General features: G+C 70.2%; 16 protein-coding genes. 7 read left to right on the top strand and 9 right to left on the bottom strand.

Annotated elements, in window-relative coordinates:
• Positions 1–1,611 carry an ABC transporter substrate-binding protein gene (locus AB0H93_RS00460; protein WP_358565109.1) on the bottom strand — a complete coding sequence of 537 codons (1,611 nt, stop codon included), beginning with the start codon at positions 1,609–1,611 and terminating at the stop codon, positions 1–3.
• A gap of 259 nt (positions 1,612–1,870) precedes the next feature.
• On the opposite strand from AB0H93_RS00460, the gene AB0H93_RS00455 reads away from it, so the two are divergent.
• Together AB0H93_RS00455 and AB0H93_RS00450 are read left to right on the top strand one after the other, a co-directional pair.
• Positions 1,871–3,718, top strand: coding sequence for a sialidase family protein (locus AB0H93_RS00455; protein ID WP_358565106.1), 1,848 nt, complete (start codon positions 1,871–1,873; stop codon positions 3,716–3,718).
• 21 nt (positions 3,719–3,739) lie between these two features.
• Positions 3,740–3,865 carry a hypothetical protein gene (locus AB0H93_RS00450; protein WP_358565103.1) on the top strand — a complete coding sequence of 42 codons (126 nt, stop codon included), beginning with the start codon at positions 3,740–3,742 and terminating at the stop codon, positions 3,863–3,865.
• Between the two features lie 61 nt (positions 3,866–3,926).
• On the opposite strand, the gene AB0H93_RS00445 is transcribed toward AB0H93_RS00450, so the two are convergent.
• Genes AB0H93_RS00445 through AB0H93_RS00435 form a run of 3 tightly spaced genes read right to left on the bottom strand, consistent with a single transcriptional unit; the run spans position 3,927 to position 6,864 of the window.
• Complete coding sequence (locus tag AB0H93_RS00445) at positions 3,927–4,787, bottom strand: sialidase family protein (protein ID WP_358565100.1); 861 nt, start codon at positions 4,785–4,787, stop codon at positions 3,927–3,929.
• A complete protein-coding gene (locus AB0H93_RS00440) occupies positions 4,754–5,086 on the bottom strand; it encodes a sialidase family protein (RefSeq protein ID WP_358565097.1) in 333 nt (110 codons plus the stop codon). The genes AB0H93_RS00445 and AB0H93_RS00440 overlap by 34 nt, the downstream gene beginning before the upstream one ends.
• A complete protein-coding gene (locus AB0H93_RS00435; protein ID WP_358565094.1) occupies positions 5,083–6,864 on the bottom strand; it encodes an ABC transporter ATP-binding protein in 1,782 nt (593 codons plus the stop codon). Before AB0H93_RS00435 ends, AB0H93_RS00440 begins: the two co-directional genes overlap by 4 nt.
• A gap of 84 nt (positions 6,865–6,948) precedes the next feature.
• Between AB0H93_RS00435 and AB0H93_RS00430 the strand changes: the two genes are divergently transcribed.
• Positions 6,949–7,386 carry a MarR family transcriptional regulator gene (locus AB0H93_RS00430; protein ID WP_358565091.1) on the top strand — a complete coding sequence of 146 codons (438 nt, stop codon included), beginning with the start codon at positions 6,949–6,951 and terminating at the stop codon, positions 7,384–7,386.
• 81 nt (positions 7,387–7,467) lie between these two features.
• Here the strand turns inward: AB0H93_RS00430 and AB0H93_RS00425 are convergent, their stop codons facing one another.
• A complete protein-coding gene (locus AB0H93_RS00425; protein WP_358565089.1) occupies positions 7,468–8,613 on the bottom strand; it encodes an alkaline phosphatase PhoX in 1,146 nt (381 codons plus the stop codon).
• A 250-nt stretch (positions 8,614–8,863) separates the two neighbouring features.
• Here AB0H93_RS00425 and AB0H93_RS00420 point away from each other — a divergent pair, with 250 nt between their 5' ends.
• Both AB0H93_RS00420 and AB0H93_RS00415 read left to right on the top strand, forming a co-directional pair.
• Positions 8,864–12,169, top strand: coding sequence for an NACHT domain-containing protein (locus tag AB0H93_RS00420; RefSeq protein ID WP_358565086.1), 3,306 nt, complete (start codon positions 8,864–8,866; stop codon positions 12,167–12,169).
• A 151-nt stretch (positions 12,170–12,320) separates the two neighbouring features.
• Positions 12,321–13,019, top strand: a complete 699-nt coding sequence (locus tag AB0H93_RS00415) for a class I SAM-dependent methyltransferase (protein WP_358565083.1) — start codon at positions 12,321–12,323, stop codon at positions 13,017–13,019.
• A gap of 39 nt (positions 13,020–13,058) precedes the next feature.
• Here the strand turns inward: AB0H93_RS00415 and AB0H93_RS00410 are convergent, their stop codons facing one another.
• Complete coding sequence (locus AB0H93_RS00410) at positions 13,059–13,775, bottom strand: TetR/AcrR family transcriptional regulator (RefSeq protein WP_358565081.1); 717 nt, start codon at positions 13,773–13,775, stop codon at positions 13,059–13,061.
• A 70-nt stretch (positions 13,776–13,845) separates the two neighbouring features.
• Here AB0H93_RS00410 and AB0H93_RS00405 point away from each other — a divergent pair, with 70 nt between their 5' ends.
• Positions 13,846–15,360, top strand: a complete 1,515-nt coding sequence (locus AB0H93_RS00405; protein ID WP_358565078.1) for an FAD-dependent monooxygenase — start codon at positions 13,846–13,848, stop codon at positions 15,358–15,360.
• Here the strand turns inward: AB0H93_RS00405 and AB0H93_RS00400 are convergent.
• The 3 genes from AB0H93_RS00400 to AB0H93_RS00390 all read right to left on the bottom strand — a co-directional run bounded on the left by AB0H93_RS00400 (position 15,357) and on the right by AB0H93_RS00390 (position 18,716).
• Positions 15,357–16,631, bottom strand: a complete 1,275-nt coding sequence (locus AB0H93_RS00400; protein WP_358565075.1) for an aminotransferase class I/II-fold pyridoxal phosphate-dependent enzyme — start codon at positions 16,629–16,631, stop codon at positions 15,357–15,359. The genes AB0H93_RS00405 and AB0H93_RS00400 overlap by 4 nt on opposite strands.
• Positions 16,632–16,731: 100 nt before the next feature.
• A complete protein-coding gene (locus AB0H93_RS00395; RefSeq protein WP_358565072.1) occupies positions 16,732–17,502 on the bottom strand; it encodes an enoyl-CoA hydratase-related protein in 771 nt (256 codons plus the stop codon).
• The gene (locus AB0H93_RS00390; RefSeq protein ID WP_358565069.1) at positions 17,499–18,716 is read right to left on the bottom strand and encodes a CoA transferase; all 1,218 of its coding nucleotides are present in this window, start codon (positions 18,714–18,716) and stop codon (positions 17,499–17,501) included. The genes AB0H93_RS00395 and AB0H93_RS00390 overlap by 4 nt, the downstream gene beginning before the upstream one ends.
• Before the next feature lie 108 nt (positions 18,717–18,824).
• Here AB0H93_RS00390 and AB0H93_RS00385 point away from each other — a divergent pair, with 108 nt between their 5' ends.
• On the top strand, positions 18,825–19,589 hold the full coding sequence (locus AB0H93_RS00385) for an IclR family transcriptional regulator (protein WP_358565066.1): 765 nt from the start codon (positions 18,825–18,827) through the stop codon (positions 19,587–19,589).
• Positions 19,590–19,708 lie beyond the last annotated feature (119 nt).

Genomic DNA, 19,708 nt, shown 5'->3' with positions numbered 1-19,708 from the left:
TCAGATTCGCTTGGCTTGCAACAGGTTCATGCCGGGGTAGGGCTGCGGCTCGACGCCGTCGAGCTTCGCCGGGTTCCAGGCCGTCACGAGCTCGTTGTGCAGCACCGGGTAGAGGACCGCTTGGTCGGCCACCACATCGAGGTAGTCGTGGACGAGTTGCCGCCGCCGGGCCGGGTCGGGTTCCCGGATCGCCTGGTCCATCGCCGCGAACAGCGCCTTGGCCTCGGTGCTGGAGTCCCACTTGGTGTACTTCATCCAGGTGCCGCCGGCCGTGTAGTTGTAGCGCAGGATCAGGTCCGGGTCGAGGCCGAACTGGTTCGGGTTCGACGCCGCCGCGACGACCTGGTAGGACTGCGACTGGTCCATCTTGGTGAACAGCGCGCTGGTGTCCTGCGGCTGCAGCTCGGTCTTGACACCGATCGCCTCCCAGGAGTTGGCGATGGTGGGCAGGCAGTCGGCGAGCCAGCTGACGTTCACCGCCATCAGCGTGATGGTCAGCCCGCTGACCCCGGCCTCGGCGAGCAGCGCCCGCGCCCGGTCGGGGTCGTAGTCGTAGACGGTCTTCGCCCTGGCATAGGCCGGGTTCTGCTCGTTGAGGAAGCTGGTTGCCGGGGTGCCGTGGCCCTTGAGCGCGACGTCGATCATCTTGCGGGTGTCGATGGCGTGGAACAGGGCCTGCCGCACCCGCTTGTCGTCGAACGGCTCCTGACCGGTGTTGAACATCAGGAACAGGTGGTTCATGCCCTTGCCGCCGTCGACCCGCAGCCCGCTCTGGCGCAGCTGGTCGATGTTGGCGTAGGGGATGTTCTCGGCGACCTGCGCCTCGGCGCTGCCGCCGGAGATCTTCGCGACCCGGGCGGAGGCGTCCACGATGGACAGCCAGTTCATCTTCTGCACCGCGGGCTTGCGCGGGCCGTTGTAGTCCGCGAACGCCTCGAACCTGGTGTTGGCCTTCGGGTTGTGCTCGACCAGCTTGTACGGGCCGGAGCCGATGGCCTTGCCGCTCTTGGCCGCGTCCCAGCCGCCCGGGGCGCCGTAGACGTGCTTCGGCATGATCTTCGCGATCGTGAGGCGTTGGATCCCGTCCGGGAACGGGAACTTCAGCACCAGTTCCACTGTGGCGTCGTCGACCTTGCGGACCTCCTGCAGCCACGCGGCGAAGAACGAGTACGCCAGGGTGCTCGGGTCGAGGACGCGCTGGAAGGTGAACACCACGTCGTCCGCGGTGACCGGCTGCCCGTCGTGCCACTTCGCGCCCGGGCGCAGCGCGAAGCGCCAGGTGGTGGCGTTGGGGTCGGCGGGCGCGGCCGCCGCCAGCGCGGGGTAGGGGTCGCGGGTGACCGGGTCGGTGTCGATCAGTCCTTCGTAGACGTGGTTGTTGCCGGCCATCGCGAACGCCGACGCGGTCATGGTCGGGTCCCAGGTCTGGTCGTTGCCGTAGCCGATCACGGCGGTGATCAGGCCCTTGTCGTCGCCGCCGGTAGAGGTCGTCGACGCGGGGCCGCCGCAGGCGCCGACGGTGGCGGAGACGGCCGCCGCCGCGCTCAGGATCCCGCTGTAGCGCAGAAAGTCGCGGCGACTGACGAAGGTGCGGGAAACGTGGGGGCTCACGTTGCCTCCTGGCGGGTTGAGCGACGGGACATGGGACGTCCTACGTCAAGTCTGGGAGTGCAGGCTACGGTCGCCTGCGTTCGGCGGTCAAGAACAGTTGATCGAGAGGTTTCCGGCCGGTTTCGCGGAGCCGTCCGCCGAGCCTTCCGGAGGTTCCACGTAGGACGTAGTATGTCCTCCCCCGTTCGCTCTGCTGGAAGGGCATGACATGCGCATAGCACCTGGAGGGCCGCCGCGGCGGCGGTGGAGGGCCGCGGCGTTGAGCGTCCTGCTGTCGGCCGCGATGCTGTCGGGATCGCCGGCCGGCGCGGCCGCCGAACCGGACCCGGCAGCACCGTTCGTCGACGAGCAGGTCCTGTTCGCGAAGCAGGACTTCGGCTACGCGTGCTTCCGAATCCCGGCCGTCGTCCGGGCCGGGAACGGCGACGTCCTCGCCTTCGCCGAGGGCCGGGTCGCGGACTGCGGCGACGACGGCGACATCGACATCGTGCTGCGGCGCTCCACCGACGGCGGCCGCACCTGGGGCCCGCTGCAGGTGGTCTCCGACGGCAACGGGTCGACGCACGGCAATCCGGTGCCGATCGTCGACCAGCGCACCGGCCGCATCGTGCTGGTCAGCAACCACAACGGGCCCGATCCTTGCCCGAACGGTTGCGATCGCGATCCGTTCGTCCAGGTCAGCGACGACGACGGGGCCACGTGGTCGGCGCCGCGCGAGATGACCGAGGGCAAGCGCCCGGAGTGGAACTTCTGGTACGCCACCGGCCCGATGCACGGCATCCAGCTCACCCGCGGCCCGCACGCGGGGCGGCTGGTGGTCGGCGCCAGCCACGAGATCAACGACGGCGTGCGCCCGCACGTCTACGGCACGCACCTGCTCTACAGCGACGACAGCGGCCAGACCTGGCACATCGGCGCGTCCGCGGCCGTCGACGACGGGACGGTCATCGCCCAGGAGGTGACCGTCGTCGAGCTCACCGACGGGCGGGTCTACGCGCTGGCCAGGGATCGGGGCACGAATCCGGGCCATCGGTCGGTCGCGATCAGCAGCGACGGGGGAGCGACGTTCGACGAGCCGTTCCGGTCCATCGACCTGGCCATGCCCGACGTGCAGGCGTCGACGCTGCGACTGCACGCGCGGGACCAGGGCGACGCCGAGGACCGGATCCTGCTGTCCGCGCCGGCGCATCCGGTGGCGCGCGAGGCGATATCGGTGCGTTCGTCCTACGACGAGGGACGGAGCTGGCAGCCCTGGGAGCAGGGCAAGGTCTTCTGGTGGGGGCCGTCGGCGTACTCGGACATGGTGAAGCTCGACGGCGAACAGATCGGGCTGTACTACGAGGCCGGCGTCGCCACGCCGTACGAGTCGATCCGTTGGGCGCGCTTCAACGAGGCGTACCTGGCGACGCCGAACGGCACGCCGCCGGGCATCCCGGGACCGCCCGGACCCGGTCCTACGACGCCCGATGACTCCGGCCGCGACAACCCCGCCTTCTTCCGCGGCGACGCGGCGCTGGTGCCCGGGCGGTTCGGGAACGCGTTGGCGCTGGACGGCGTGGACGACCGCGTCGAGGTGCCGTTCGACGAGTCGATCGACCTCGGCGGTGGCGACTTCACCCTGACGACGTGGTTCCGCTACGCGGACACCACCGGCTCGCACGCCCTGCTGTGGGCGTACCGGACCGGCAGCGGCACCACGCCGCAGCTGTGGCTGCGCGCGGAACCCGCCTCGAACCGGATCCAGGCGCTGATCATGGTGGACCGCTTCAACATCACCGTGCAGTCCGCCGGCGCGTACAACGACGACCAGTGGCACCACGCGGCGCTCCAGCGGGTGGACGGCCGGTTCGTGCTGCGCATCGACGGCCGGGAAGCCGGATCGGCCGAGGTGCCGCCGGGTTCCGTCACCGAGGGCAAGGAGTTCGGGGTCGCCGGGATCCACATCGGGCAGCGCGTGGACGGTGCCAACCGCTTCCACGGCGCCGTCGACGAGGTGCGCGTCTACCGGCGCGCGCTGACGCAGGCGGAGCTGGAGGCCGTCCGGACGCGGAACGCGCAGATCGGCGGCCGCCTCGGGCTCCGGCTCCCGATGGAGGCCATCTCCTGACAGTCCGGGTAGGTGTCGTGAGTGCGAAAGCATTGCGGGAATCCGAACGGGAAGCCCGTGGTGTTCGTGCACGGCGGGCCAGGCGCCGGGTGCAACCCGGCGCACGGGCTCATCGCGGCCACCGACCGGTTCGCCGGCCGCGCCTGACGCAGACCGGCGGAAGCCCCGCGCGGGCTCGGGCCGGGTCGGCCCGAGCCCGCGCGGGTCGTCAGCGATCGAGGTCGCCTTCCTCGAACCGGGCGTAGCGGATCGAGGCGTGGGCGTCGTTCGACTCCTGCGGGCCGGCCTCGTAGAGGACTCCCGCCCGGCCGCCGCCGAGGTTGACCAGGTCCGAGTAGGCCGCCCAGGTCGCGTCGACGACCGTGCCGGCTTCCTGCCACGTCGCGCCCTCGTCGGCCGACGTGCGGATGCGCAGCGTGTGCCGCCGGTGCGCCATCTTCGGATCCTCGTTGTACGGCCCGGAGAACAGGATCAGGTCGTTCGGGTCGCCGGCCGTCTTCGCGCGCAGCCGCACCACCGAGCCCTGCACCACCGGCCCCTTCAGCTCCGGCACGACCGCGAACTCCTGCTCGAACGTCGCGCCCGCGTCGGCGCTGATGGCGGCCGCGCGGTTGCCGGTCGAGGTCTCGGTGCCGTTGTTGTCCTGGTTCCGCGCGGCGGCATACACCGAACCATCGGTGGTCTCCAGCAGGTTGAGCTCCTGCGGGTTGATCTTCTTGCCCGTCCGGTCGTCCACGGCGCCGAGCTGCCAGCTCGTCCCGCCGTCGTCGCTGTAGATCAGCCCGGCGCCCTTGCGCCCGCTGCTGCCGCCGAAGGTGATGCCGACGAGCATGCGGCTGCGATGCTCGCCCTGCGTCAGCTGGAGGCCGTGCCCGGGGCCGGTCGCGTACCAGGTGTTCCACTCGGACTTCGTCAGCTGCGGCTGGGGTTCGGGCGCGGTCCACTTCGTGCCCTTCGGGTCCGCGCTGTGCTGCAGGAACGGCGTGCGGGTGCACTTCGCGCCGGACTTGCACTCCGAACCCGGGTTGTGCGTCGTCAGCAGCGAGATCCGCCCGGACTCACCGTCCACGACGGGCACCGGGTGCCCCGGGTGTCGCCGCCGCCGTCCGCGACGAGTTCGATGTCGCCCCAGGTCTTGCCGTCGTCGGTGGAGCGCTTGAGGACCACGTCGATGTCACCGGTGTCGGCGCAGTCCTTGCGGCGGCCTTCGGCGAAGGCGAGCAGCGTGCTGCGATCCTTGGTGCGCACGACGGCGGGGATGCGGAAGCAGTGGTAGCCGCCTTCGCCCTTCTTGTAGGAACATCCGGTGAACCAGGCGGAAATGGACGGTGAACGAGTGCCTGCGGGCGGCTCGAATCCGATGCTCACGCGGCGGAGGGGAGCTGGTCGTCGCGCCGGACCAGGGCCGCGTACCGGCCGTCTGCGGCCAGCAGTTCGTCATGCGTGCCGCGCTCCGCGATCCGTCCGGCGTCGAGCACGACGATCTGGTCCGCGTCGCGCACGGTCGACAACCGGTGCGCGATCGTGATCGTGGTCCGGCCCGAGGACAGCGCGTCGAGAGCCTGCTGCACCGCGCGTTCGGTCTGGGTGTCCAATGCGCTGGTGGCCTCGTCGAGGATCAGGATCGGCGGGTCGCGCAGGATCGTGCGGGCGATCGCGAGCCGCTGTTTCTCCCCGCCGGAGAACCGGTATCCGCGCTCGCCGACCAAGGTGTCGTAGCCGTCCGGCAGCGCCGCCACGTGGTCGTGGATCTGCGCCGCCTTCGCCGCGGCGACCAGTTCCTCGTCGGTGGCGTCGGGCTTGGCGAAGCGCAGGTTCTCGGCCACCGAGGCGTGCAGCAGGTAGGGCTCCTGGGAGACCACGCCGACCGCATCGGCGAGCGTGTCGAAGCCGAGCTCGCGCACGTCGACACTGTCGATGCGCACCTGTCCGCCGGTGACGTCGTAGAGGCGTGGCACCAGGTAGCTGAGCGTCGTCTTGCCGGACCCGGTTTCGCCGACCACGGCGAGGCTGGTGCCGGCGGGCACGGTCACGTCGATCCCGGTGAGGGTTCCGTCGGTGGCCTCGGGCGAGTAGGCGAACGACACGTCCGCGAACCGCACCTCGCCCTCGATCCGCGCCGGCCGCACCGGTCGCTCCGGTTCGTCGATGTCGATCGGCAGGTCGAGGTATTCGAAGATGCGGCCGAACAGCGCCAGGGAGCTCTGCACGTCCACGCCGGTGGACAGCAGCGACAGCGTCGGCCGGAACAGGGCCTGCTGCAGGGTGACGAAGGCGACCAGGGTGCCCAGGGTGATCAGCGGGACGCCGAAGGTGCTGGTGACGCCGGCCGCCCAGTAGATCAGCGCGGGCAGCGCGGTCATCACGATCTGGATGCTCGACATCCGCCACCGGCCCGCCATGCTGGAACTGACCTCGAGCCGGGCCAACGCGGCGGACTCGGCGGCGAAGGAGTCGGTGAGCGACCTCGCCCGGCCCATCGTGCGACCCAGCAGGATCCCGCTGACGGAAAGGGATTCCTGCACGCCGGCGGACATGGATGCCAGCTGGCGCTGCCGCTTCGCGGTGATCTTCTTGCGTTCCCGGCCGATCCGGCGGCTGACCCACACGAACACCGGCAGCAGGGCCACCGACGCGATCGTCAGCCGCCAGTCCAGCGCGAGCATCGCGACGACGGTGGCGACCACGGTGGTGAGGTTGGAGATCAGCGAGGTGGCGGTGGACGTGACGGTGGCCTGCATGCCGCCGATGTCGTTGGCGATGCGGGACTGGATCTCGCCGGTCCGGGTGCGGGTGAAGAACGCCAGCGACATGCGCTGCAGCCGGGCGTAGACCGCCGAGCGCAGTCCGTGCATCACGCTCTGCCCGACCTTGGTGGACAGATATGTCTGGGCGACGTTGAACACGCTCGTCGCGACGGCCACGCCGATCATGCCGAGCACGAGCGCGGTCAGCAGGCCGAGCCGTTGCTGCGGGATGGCGACGTCGAGGACCTCCCGCAGCAGGAACGGCGATGCGACGGAGACCAGTGACGACACGACTACCAGCAGCGCGACGACCAGCAGCGTGCCTCGGTGGGGGCGGAAGAGGCGGCCGATGCGGCGGAGGCGGGCGGGCGGGGGAGTGGATTCCTCGGGCGATGACATAGGCGGCTCCAGTGCAATCGAATTCAGAGTCACCTTCATATTTACCATGGTTCACTATTACTGTCACTCTGTTAAGCTGGCCGCGTGGATGCCGGTGGTGAGGAAGAACGTCTCGGCGCGCTGTTCCTGCGGCTCGCCAAGTCCGCGCACGTCCTGCAGCGGCGCGGCGCCGGGGGCCTCGGGCTGACGCCCGCACAAGCGCGTGCGCTGTTCGTGCTGGGCAGGTGCGAGGCGCCGCCTCGCATGGCGGAGCTGGCCGAGCGGCTGCACGTGGTGCCGCGAGCGGTGACGCCGATCGTCGATGCCCTCGAAGAGGCGGGCCTGCTGCGGCGCGAGGTCGATCCCGGCAACCGCCGCTCCACCCTGCTGGAGCTGACCCCGGAAGGCCGGAAGACGTGCAAGCGGCTGGCCGAGCTCCGCGCCCGCGCGGCGGGTGAGCTCTTCGCCCCGCTCACCGCCGGACAGCGGCAAACCCTGTTGGAACTGCTGGAAAAGGTCGACCAGGCTTCGGCGGGCCGGTAGGTCGCGGCCGGACGGGTTCCGGCGGAGAGGAAGAAGGCCCGCAGGTCCGGACCGGACCCGCGGGCCTGAAGTCGAGGCGGATCAGCCGCGGAACGGGCCGGTCACCTCGTAGGTGATGCCGCCGCTGCTGGCGCCCGAAGCGCCGCGCTGCGAGGAGAAGTACAGGCGGTTGCCCGCCGGGTTGAACGCGACCCCGCACAGCTCGGAGGCGGATTGCCCGTTGACCCGGAGGAACGGGGCGACGACGTCGTCGGGGGTGATGATGCAGATCTCCATGTTGCCGCCGTCCTCGGCGACGTAGAGGTCGCCGGCCGGGGCGCCGGTGATGTTGTCGACGCCGGTCAGCGGCGGGTTGCCGGTCAGGTTGTCGTCGTAGGCGATGGCGAGGGCGTTGTTGACCGCGTCGTAGGCCCACACGCGGTTGTCGCCCTTGGTGGTGAAGAAGCACGTGCCGTTGCGGTAGTAGGCGCCTTCGCCGCCGTTGAACACCTTGGCCCCGGCGACCTGGCGGCGGGTTCGGGTGGGGCTGCCGTCCGGGTCGGGAACGTCCACCCAGGACAGCGCGCCGCCGGCGTCGACCAGCACCTGCAGGGTGCCCGCGGACAGGTCGCCCCAGGTGGTGGGCGCGAACCGGTAGAAGTTGCCGTCGGGTTCGTCCTCGGTCAGGTAGACGACCCGGCGATCCGGGTCGGCCGCCGCGGCCTCGTGCTTGAACCGCCCCATCGCGTCCCGCCGGACGGCGGTGTTCGCGCCCCACGGGTCGGTCTCGAAGACGTACCCGAGGTCGGTTTCCTCGCACGACAACCACGTGTTCCACGGCGTGGCGCCGCCGGAGCAGTTCTGCCTGGTGCCGGCCAGGATGGGGTACGCGGCGGTGATGTTCGCGTTGCCGTCGAACCGCACGGCGCTCACCCCGCCCGCGCCGGAGCCGAGTTCGGCGTTCGAGACGTAGATCCACCCGGTTCCGTCGGCGAAGCAGGCGCCGCCATCCGGGGCGCCGTGCCAGGTGTGGCCGGTTCCGGCGACCTTCTGGGTGGAGCGGGCGATCACGCGGCTGGTGAAGTTCGCCGGCAGCTGGATGCCGTTGGCATCGCCCGCCTGCAGGGGGCCGTAGGGGCTGGGACCGGTCTGCGCCGGGTAGGCGATCGCCTCGCGCGTCACGCTGAACCCGAATGCGACGGTGGTGCCACCGGCGACGGCGGCACGCAGAAAGGTGCGACGTTCCACGGCTTTGCTCCTCCGATGAGAAGTGGCGCCCGCGCTGCTGGACCTGCCGGCGGGCACCGTGACACTAGGGGCGGGCCCGGCATCGGATCAGTGCAGAACCGGTGAACACTTCACGACAAGACGGACGGCAGCGGCCCGTTGTGCGTCTTCCGCAGCTGTGCGATGCACTGTTCGGCGGCCCGATCGCGTACCGCCCTTGGATATGCTGCCGGGATCTGTTCGTAGCGGGGATCTCAACGGGGGATGTCGGTTGAGCGCAGTCGAAGCGGCTCTGCTCAAGATCGGTGGCGTGATCGCGACCGCCGCCGGGAAAAGTCTGTTGCGCAGCAGGCAGGCTGCTGCGGAACGACGGCTCACCCTGGTGGAACTAGCGGGGGCGCGGGGACTCGGACTGCTGCCGCAACGGCGGCTTCGCCGCCAGATCGACCAGCTGGCCGAGATCATCGCCGAGCGCCTCGAACCGCTGAGCGGGACCGAGTTGCGCGACCTCGCCGATCACGAACGGCTCGCCGCGCTAGACGCTGTTGCCCGGGCCTTCGAAGCCGCGGATCTCTCCGATGAACGCGTGCTCCGCGCCGACGTGTCGTCGGCCGCCGTCGAGGCCCTGATCAAGCAGTCGGCCGCGCAGGTGCTCCGCGAGATCCAGCTCGGTGGACCCGGTGTCAAGTTCTTCGAGCTGGTGCTGCACGAGGCGTGCGCCTACCTCGCCGAGGTCATCTCCACCCTGCCCAGCTTCCAGAACCGAGTCCTGCGCGAACTCCTCGAGCGCGACACCGAGATCATCGAGCTGCTGCGCGAGGTGCTGGACCGGATGCCGCAGCGCGGTGTGGTGTCCGCGATGGGCAGTGCCACCGAGTTCGAGCTGGAGTACCAGCGGGAGCTGGCCCGGAAGCTGGACCGGACCGAGCTCTTCGGCGTGACGCTATCCGGCCCGAGCCGGCGGCACAGGCTGAGCGTGGCCTACATCGGTCTGTCCGTGTCGGTCGATTCCGACGCGGCGGAGGAATTCAGCGTTGACGACGCGCTCTCCGGCAGCTCCCGCACGCTCATCACGGGTGAAGCCGGTTCGGGCAAGACGACGCTGCTGCAGTGGCTGGCGGTCAAATGCGCGCAGGGGACGCTGGAATCCTCGCTGGCGCCCTGGAACGGCCTGGTTCCGTTCTTCGTCCAGCTGCGCAAGTTCGCTGGCCGGCAACTGCCGTCACCCGGGGAGCTCCTCAACACCGTGGCCTGGCAGATGAAGGACCGGATGCCCAGCGGCTGGGCGTACGACGTGCTGAAGTCCGGACGCGGACTGGTGTTGGTGGACGGCCTGGACGAGGTTTCGGCGCGGGATCGTGACGCCGTGCGCGAATGGCTGTCCGACTTGGCCGGGACCTTCCCGAACTGCCGGTACGTGGTGACATCGAGGCCGCCCGCCGTCAGCGAGGGCTGGCTGGACGACGGGAACTACCTCGTCGCTGAGCTGCAACCGATGAGCCGCTCCCGCACCAGGGCGTTCATCAGGCACTGGCACGAAGCGGTGGCAGCCGACCACCCGGCAGACGAGCATGCCGAGGTGGAGGCCTACGAATCGACGTTGATCGCGGCCATCGACGCGAGCCAGGCGCTGCGGAACCTCACCACCAATCCCTTGTTGTGCGCGCTGGTCTGCGCACTCAACTACGATCGGCGCACCCAACTGCCGCGCGAACGCATGGAGCTGTACCGGACGGCGTTGGAGATGTTGCTGAGCCGCCGCGATATTGAACGCCGGGTACCGGACGCGGAGTCGGCGGTGTCGCTGAGCCTGTCCGAGAAGATGCTGCTGTTGGAGGACCTGGCTCACTGGTTCACGATCAACGAGCTCACCGTGGCCGACTCGGTGCGGCTGGTGCGCCGGCTGGGGGAATGCCTGCGTTCCACGCGCAGCCGGGAACTGGACGCTGAGCAGGTCTTCCAGCACCTGTTGTTGCGCAGCGGGCTGCTCCGGGAACACAGCGCTGGACAGGTCGACTTCCTGCACAAGACGTTTCAGGAATACCTGGCGGCGAAGCGGATCGTGGACACCGATTCGATCGAGATGTTGATCAAGCAGGCAGACAACGACACCTATGGCGAAGTGATCGTGATGGCAGTCGGCCACGCGCGGCCAGGGGAGCGCGAGAAGCTGTTGGACGGCCTGCTCGACGCGAGCGAGGAAGCTGCGGGGGCCGATGGTGATCGTCGCGCGCGGCTGCAACTCCTCGCGGTCTCCTGCCTGGGAACGGCGACACAGCTCGAGCCGTCGTTGCACCGGCGCATTACCGACTGCCTGCGGCAACTCATTCCACCCAAGTCCGCGTCAGAAGCGCGAAGCCTCGCCGCCATGGGGAAGGACGTTCTTCCGCTGCTCCGGGTCTCGGACGCGATGAAGCCTCAAGAGGCCGCCGCGACCGCCCTCACCGCGGGCCTGGTCGGCGGGGCGGAGGCGCTCCCGATCCTGGCGGCGCTGGCCAAGGACGGCCGCGGTCTCGTGATCCAGGAAGTCGTGAACGCGTGGAGCTACTTCGATCCGGTCCACTTCGCCCGCGAGGTGCTGGCGGACGCACCGCTGTCCGGTCGGTCGATGCTGATCAACGATGCGAGCGTCCTCGTGGGCCTTCCGCACGTTCCTCAGATCACCGAGGTGGACTGCCGCCTGGACGGCGCGACTCGGCCCAGCGATCTGCAGCTGTTGAAGAGCACGCCCAGCCTGCGGTCGTTGCGGATGTCGGGCAACGATCGGCTCCGCGACTTGGGCTTCCTCCGCGGTCACCCGAACCTGTCACTGCTGGAGTTGTCCGACTGCCCGCTGCTGGCTGACTTCTCGGCGTTGCGGGACCTGCCCGAACTGCTGTCGGTGTCGCTGAAAGGCTGCGGGGCTACGCCCGACATCGAGACGATCACGGACTGCGAGAGGTTGGCGGACGTCGGCATCGAGGGCGTTTCAGTTTCGGATGCCGCGCGGTTGCTGCGAACGCGCCCACGGGTCGCCCGGCTGGCGATCAGAAGATGCCAGCACATCCGCGAGTTGTCGGAGTTGGGTTCCAGCGCGTCGTTGCGCGAGTTGTCCCTCGATGCGAGCAGAACCCTGGAAAGCCTGGCAGGCGCGGACAGGTTTCCGGCATTGCGCCGCTTGGAGCTCATCGACTGCCCTCGGCTCCGGAGCCTCGGACACCACCTCGAGTCGACTTCGCTGGAGTCGTTGTCACTGCGGTGGTGCCCCGACATCCGGTCGCTCGACGAAGTCGCGTCGCTGCGCGGGTTGAAGGAGCTCGATCTGTTCGGGCTGAACGCCTACGATCTTTCGCCGTTGGCGGGTCTCCGCTCGCTCGCCAGACTCTCGGTCGTCGACTGCGAGTGGCTCGATGACCTGAGTCCGCTCGCTGACATGCCCGCGCTACAGATGCTGGACGTGTCCAGATCCGGCCGCCGCCTCGACCTGAACGCGTTGCGTGGCAAAAACAACCTGGTCGTCTACCACAGCGGCAACGTCTACAACGCGGACCTCCTTGGAGAGCACAGCCAAGTGCACCCGTCCGTTGGAAAGCGGTAGCGGCGGCGACCTGGCGATCTGCAGGGACTCATCGCCGAGGGGCGCTACGTGGAAGACGTGTACGGCGGCTGACGCACTCCGCGATCTGTGCCAAGGTCGGGTGCTGGGCCGTCGGTGGCGGCGGCCGTGGAGCTGTGGAAGGGACGACGAGATGAGCGAATCCGGGATGGGCTGGGGGCGTCCGGAGCTGCTGTCGAACGTCAACTACCGGAAGCACCGCGAGAACCTCCGCCGGCAGGAGACCGACGCGGTGTTCCGCTACATCTACCAGCACAACCTGTGGGGGAGCGAGGAGTCGGTCTCCGGGCACGGCTCGGAGAGCACCGCGACCGAGCACATCAGGACCGAGATCCCCGCTCTGCTGCGCAGGCGTGGCGTGCGCACCGTCGCGGACGTCCCGTGCGGGGACTTCGGTTGGCTCAGCACCACCGACCTGGGCGTCGAAACCTACGTCGGCGCCGACATCGTGCCGGAACTCGTTGCGCACAACCGGGATCGCTACGGCAGCGCGCAACGCCGGTTCGAGATCCTCGACCTCACCGCGGATCCCCTGCCCGCGGCGGATCTCGTGCTGTGCCGGGACTGCCTGGTGCACCTCACCTTCGACCAGATCCGGGCCGCGTTGCGCAACATCCGGCGCAGCGGGGCGCGGTACCTGCTGACCACGACGTTCCCGGAGCTGGCGGTGAACGTCGACGTGGAGACCGGGGACTGGCGCCCGCTGAACCTGCAGCTGGCGCCGTTCGGCTTCCCGGCGCCGCTGGAACTCATCGTCGAGGGCTGCGTCGAAGGCGACGGGCGGTACGCCGACAAGGCGCTGGGCCTGTGGGAGGTCGCCGACCTCGGCTGATCCGGGAACTCCCGCCCGGCCAGGGCGGGAGTTCGCAGGTCACGGGCGGCCGAGCGCGGCGGCGATGCCGGCGAGCAGGCAGCCGAGGCCGAACTCGAAGCGGGCGTCGGGATCGGGGTCGCCGGACTCCAGGATTCCGCGGTTGAAGTGGGGGAACTCGCCGGACTCGACCACCTGCCGCACGTAGACGCCGACCGCGTTCCGCCATTCGTCGACGGTCATGCCCGTCGTGCGCCGCGTCTCCAGCTCGGCCAGCTCCGCGGCCACCGAGCCGAGCACGAAGGTGCTGACGGCGTCGACGACCATGCCCGCCTGCGTCGCGTCGTCGGTCGCCCGGCCCACCACGCCGAGCGTGTGATCGCCCCGCCTGATCACGTTCGGGCCGAGCGCAGGGCGCCGGGCAGCCTGTTGTGCCAGCCAAGGGTGCTCCAGCAGCCCGGCGCGGACGGTCCGGGCGCAGGCGGCCAGCTCGGCGAGCCAGTCCTCGCCGTGCCCTTCCGGCAGCGGCATCTCGCCGTGCACCGCGTCGATCATCAGCTCGAGCAGCTCGTCCTTGTTGGTGATGTGGCGGTACAGCGAGGTGGTGCCGGAGCCCATCTCGGCCGCGATCCGCCGCATGGACAGCGCGTCGATGCCTTCGGCGTCGGCGATCCGGATCGCCGTGCGGACGATCTTCTCCTCGCTGAGCGCCGGACGGCTGCCGCGCTCCCGGTCGCGCATCCAGACCAGGGCCGGGGGCTGTGATCGAGCGGGCATGGGCACAGTGTACGCGTTGGGTACAGTGTTCCCCAAGTGGGCACAGTGTTCCCAACTCAAGGAGGCTCTCATGTCCAGGGTTCCGGTCCTCATCGCCGGCGGCGGCACCGTCGGCCTGGCCACTGCGCTGTTCCTCGGCCACCACGGCGTTCCGTCGCTGGTCGTCGAGCGCCGTGGCGCGCCGTCCAACCACCCCCGCGCGCTCGGGATCAGCCCGCGCACGCTGGAGTTCTTCCGCGAGGCCGGGCTGCGCGAAGCGATCGACGAGGTCGCCGTCCGGTCGACGCAGATGTGGAAGGCTGACGCGCGCACGGTCGCCGAGATCGACCGCGGCCAGGCACCGCACCCCTCGCAGTCGCCGTTGGCCTCCGATATCTCGCCGGAAATGCCGAACGGGCACTACCCGCAGGACCGGATCGACGGCGCGCTCCTCCCGGCGGCCCGGGAACTCGGGGCGACCGTCGAATTCGGCGTGGCCGTGACCGGAGTCGAGCAGGACGCCGACGGGGTGTCGGCGACGCTTTCGGATGGGCGCGTGATCCGGGCCGACTACCTGGTGGGCGCGGACGGCGTGAACAGCTCGGTGCGCGACGCGCTGGGGATCACCGCCACGGGCCCGGGCGAAATCGGTGACACCACCGTGAACATCCTGTTCAACGCCGACCTGGTGGGCCACTTCGGTTCGATGCCGGTCATGGCCCAGATCAGCCATCCGGACGCCCCGGGAATGCTGCTGTCCGTCGGCGAGAAGCGCTGGGTGCTGCACGTCGGCCTGGACTCGGTCGGCGACCTCTCCGCGCAACGGTGCGCCGCGGCGGTGCGCACCGCGCTCGGCGCGGACGTGCCGGTGGAGATCGTCAACGCGTTGCCGTGGCGGGCGACCGTGCGGATGGCGGATGAATTCCGGTCCGGCCGCGCTTTCCTGGTCGGCGACGCGGCGCGCGCGATCTCGCCGCTCGGGGCCCTGGGGCTGAACACCGGGCTGGCGGACGCGCACAACCTCGCGTGGAAGCTGGGCATGGTGCTGGCCGGGCAGGCGGGCGACCGGTTGCTGGACAGCTACCACGAGGAACGGCACGCGGTCGCCGAGCTGGTGACCCGCCAGGCGCTGCTGCGCTGGGAACAGCCGCGCCTGCACTGGGACCCGGCGGCGGCCGCGGAGCGTGCCGCGGTCGGGATGTGGCACGCGCCGGTGGTGACCATGGCCTACCGGTACGACTCCTCGGCGGTGATCGACCCGGTGGTCGACGTGCCGTCCACAGAGGACGTCGCCGCGAGCCTCGACGGCGCGCCCGGCTCGCGGCTGCCGCACCGCTGGGTGGACGGGACGAGCGTGTCCACCTTGGACCTGATCGAATCCCGCTTCGCGGTGCTGACAGGTCCCGGAGGCGGCCACTGGGTCGAGGCGGCGCGCGAGATCGGGCTGAAGGCCTTGCAGCTCGACGAGGATTGGGTGTCCTCGGTGAACGTCGACCACGACGGCGCCTTGCTGGTGCGGCCAGACGGTTTCATCGCCTGGCGCGCACCAGGAAGCGCGGATCCCGCGACGCTGCGGAAGGCGTTCGCCGCGGTCACCGGTCGTTAGCCGGCCAGGCGCTGCTCGTACCCGGCGAGGCGGACGCAGGTGGTGAGGCCGCGGATCGCCTGCTCCAGCTCCTGTCGCCCGGGGTAGCTGGGGGCGATCCGGATGACCGCGTCGTCCGGGTCGACGCCGTGCGGGTGGGTGGCACCGGCCGGGGTCAGCGCGATCCCGGCCTCGCCCGCCAGGCGCACGACCTCCTTGGCGCAGCCGTCGGGCACCCGCAGCGAGATGAAGTACCCGCCCTTCGGGGACGTCCACTCGGCCAGGCCGGTGCCGCCGAGCTCCTCGTCGAAGATGCGCAGCACCGCCTCGAACTTGGGCTGCAGCAGCGCGCGGTGGCGGTCCATGTGGGCGCGCACCCCGTCGGCATCCTTGAGGAACAGCACGTGCCGGAGCTGGTTGACCTTGTCCGGGCCGATCGAGCGCTTCGAGTTGTTGGCCAGCAGCCAGTCGCGGTTGGCCGGCGAGGAGCCGAAGAACGCGACACCGGCCCCGGCCCAGGTGATCTTGGAGGTCGAACCGAAGACGAAGGCCCGGTCCGGGTTCCCGGCCTCGGCGCAGGCCGACAGCAGGTCGGCGATCTCCACCCGCTCGTCGGTGAGGTGGTGCACCGCGTAGGCGTTGTCCCAGAAGATCCGGAAGTCCGGGGCGGCGGTGCGCATCCCGGCCAGCCGCCGCACCGTCTCGTCCGAGTAGCAGGTGCCGTCCGGGTTGCTGTACTTCGGCACGCACCAGATGCCCTTGATCGAGGGGTCCTCGGCGACCAGCCGCTCCACTTCGGACATGTCGGGCCCGTCGGCGGTCATCGCGACCGGGATCATCTCGATGCCGAAGCGCGCGCAGAGGGAGAAATGCCGGTCGTAGCCGGGAACCGGGCACAGGAAGGCGATGCGCTCCTGGTCGGCCCAGCGCGACTCGGCGCCCGGCAGGACGCTCAGCAGCGCGTGCACCAGGCAGTCGTGCATCAGCTCCAGGCTGGAGTTGCCCGCGGCCAGCAGCTGCTCCACCGGCACCTGGAGGAAGCCCGCGAACAGCGCCCGCATCTCCGGCAGGCCCTGCAGGCCACCGTAGTTCCGGCAGTCGGTGCCGTCCGCGGCGGTGTGCCGGCCGGCGCCGGGCAGCTCCTGCAGGCCGGCCGCCAGGTCGAGCTGCTCGGGCGAGGGCTTGCCGCGGGTCAGGTCGAACGACAGGCCGGCGTCCACCAGTTCGCGGTAATCGCGGCGGGCGGATTCGACCAGTGCGGAGGTTGTCTCGGCGTTCGTACCAACGGGCATCGTGCGTTCCCTTCGCGTGCGGCGACCTGCGGGAAGCCTACAGGTCGCCGCATCGGCGATCCCGCCCGCGCCGTCCGGGAACGGCTGGTGTCCACTGTGGTCAGCCGCGGTACGGGAACTCCGGCGGGCGGCGCTGGAGGAAGGCGCTGATCCCTTCGGTGCTCTCGCCGCTTTCAGCGGACAGGTCCTGCCAGTGCTGGCGGCGTTCGTCGAGCGACTCGCCTCGGCTGGCCATGTCGATGAGCTGCTTGGATGCCCGGACCGTCAGCTGGGAGCGCCCGGCGATGCTCGTCGCGAGGGCGATCGCGCGGCCGCGGGCGTCGTCGGTGACCTCGTCGACCAGTCGCATCTGGAGCGCGCGTGCGGCGTCGAAGAAGTCCGCGGAGAACAGCAGCAGTTTCGCGTTCGCCGGCCCGACGAGCTCGGTGAGCCGGGCGATGCTGGAGGCGGGGTAGACGATGCCGAGCTTGGCCGGGGTGATGCCGAAGGTGGCGCCGGTGTCGGTGATGCGGATGTCGCAGGCGGCGGCGAGCTGGCAGCCGCCGCCGATGCAGAGCCCGTTGATCAGCGCGATCGTCGGTAGCGGGCAGGTGAGCAGCGCCCGCTCGGCTGTCACCGTCACGCTCTCCTCTCGGCCGCCCTCGATCTCGTCCAGTTCATTGATGTTCGCGCCGGCGGAGAACGCGTCGCCCGCGCCGGTGAGCACGACGACCCGGACGGCGGGATCGTCGGCGACCTTGGTCAGCAGGTCGGGGACCTGCCGCCACATGCTCGCGCTCATGGCGTTGCGCCTGCCCGGGTTGTCGATGGTGATCCAGGCGATGTGCTCGGCGATGTGCAGGTCTAATCGGCCCGGCGTGAGGTCGTTCATCGCTTCGTCGCTCCCGTGGTCGTCGGCAGGTGAGTGATGCCGCGGCGGTCCAGATCCTCGATCTCGTCTTCGTTGAACAGCTGGGCCAGGACCGCCGCGGAGTGCTCGCCGAACTCCGGCGGCGGGGAGTGCACCGCGGCGGGCTGGTCGTCGATCCAGATCGGCGCCCGCAGCAACGGCATCGAGGCTCCGGCCGCCGACATGACCTGCTGCACCATACCGAGCGCCTGCACCTGTGGATTGGCGAAGACCTGATCCATCCGGTGCACGGGCCCGCAGGGGATACCGGCTTCGCGCAGCGCCGCCACCCAGTGCGCCGAACCCTCGGCGCGGAGCAGTCGTTCGAGATCGGCCCGCAGCGCGGCGCGATGCTCGACGCGGCTCGCGCCGTCGGCGTACTCCGGGCGCTCGGCCAGGGCCGGGTCGCCGAGCGCGGCGCAGAGCGCCTCCCACTGGCGTGGCGAACCGGCGGCGATGTTGATGGGGGAATCGGCGGTGGCGAACATCCCGTACGGGCTGATCACCGGGTGGTCGTTGCCCTGCGGTTGCGGGACCTCGCCGGTGCTGAGGTAGCCCTGCGCGTGGAAGGTCAGCGCCGCCAGCGCCGATTCCAGCAGCGAGGTCTGCACGTGGGCGCCGTCCCCGGTGCGTTCCCGCCCGGCGACCGCCGCCGCGACCGAGAGGGCCGCCACGATCCCGGTGATCGTGTCGATGATCGGCACCCCGACGCGCATCGGGGTCTCCGCACCGGCGCCGGTCACCGACATCAGGCCCGACATGCCCTGCGCGATCTGGTCGAGCCCGGGCGTTTCCCGTTCCGGTCCGGTCGGCCCGTAGCCGCTGATGCTGGCGATCACCAGTCGCGGGTGCTCCGCGCGCAGCCGCGCGGGATCCAGGCCGAGCTTCGCGAGCACGCCCGGCCGGAAGTTCTCCACCAGCACGTCCGCATCGGCGACCAGCCGGGCCAGGACGTCCTGGCCCTCCGGGCTGCGCAGGTCCAGCGCGAGGGAGCGCTTGTTCCGGTTGACCGCGGCGAAGTACTGGCTCCGGTCTCCGTCGAACGGGCCGAACGCGCGGGCGCCGTCGCCGTGCGGCACCGGCTCCACCTTGATCACCTCGGCGCCGAGGTCGGCCAGCAGGGCGGTGCACATCGGACCGGCGAGCACGCGCGTCAGGTCGATCACCCGGATCCCGGTCAGCGGCGCGTGCGTCATGGGGCGACCTCCGGTTCTTCGGTCCACGATGTGGTCCATCGATCCGTAAAATGGACCGAACGGATTTGGACGCTACGATGCGCCGCACATCGCGTCAAGAGGTGGATCATGTCCATGCAGAGCGTCAAGAACGCCCTCCGCGTCCTGGAAGCGGTGGCCGAGAACCAGCCCGCCGGGCTCAGCGACCTGACCCAGCGGTTGGGGTTGCCGAAGACCACCGTCCAGCGCTGCCTGACCACGTTGCACGAGGCTGGGTGGATCAAACCCGCCGGGCACGAGCTGCGCCGCTGGACGATCACCGGCCGCGCGTTCTCGGTGGGCAGTCAGGCCGCCAACGACCGGGATCTGCGGTCGGTGGCGTTGCCGCTGCTCAGCGAACTCCAGGCGGCCACCGGCGAAACGGTGCACCTGATGGTGCCGGACGGCAACGAGGTGGTGCTCATCGAGCGCCTCGACAGCGCCCACCAGCTGCGCACGTTCTACTCGCTGGGCCTCCGCTCGCCGTTGCACGCCACGTCCAACGGCAAGGCCGTGCTGGCCGCGATGCCCGACGACGACGTCGCCGACTACCTGGCGAAGTACCTGTCCAGGCTCACCGATCGCACGATCGTCGACCCCGATGCGCTGCTGGCCCAGCTGGCGACCATCCGCGGGCAGGGCTACGCCGTGAACGAGGAGGAGCACCAGCCCGGCATCGTGGCCATCGGCGCCGCCATCTGCCCGCCCGGCGCGGGTGCGGTCGGCTCGCTGTCGGTGTCCGCGCCCAAGGTGCGGCTCACGCGCAACCGCTACGCGACCGTCGGCCGGCAGGTCCGCGACACGGCTTTCCGCATCTCCCAAGGGCTCTCGTCGGCGGTCGCCCCGCTGCCGTAGCGGATCGCCGCCGCGCCAACGAATTCCGGCATCGCACCTTGACGCGTCCGGGAGCACGACCCTACGGTGCCGTGGACCACAATGCAGTCAGGTGGACCACGATGCGGTCCGGGCTCGAC

It is taken from the genome of Saccharopolyspora sp. NPDC050642 (assembly GCF_040654735.1).
Lineage (GTDB): Bacteria > Actinomycetota > Actinomycetes > Mycobacteriales > Pseudonocardiaceae > Saccharopolyspora > Saccharopolyspora elongata.
The sequence above is the reverse complement of the archived record's forward strand: the minus strand, read 5'-3'. Positions and strand labels throughout refer to the sequence as shown.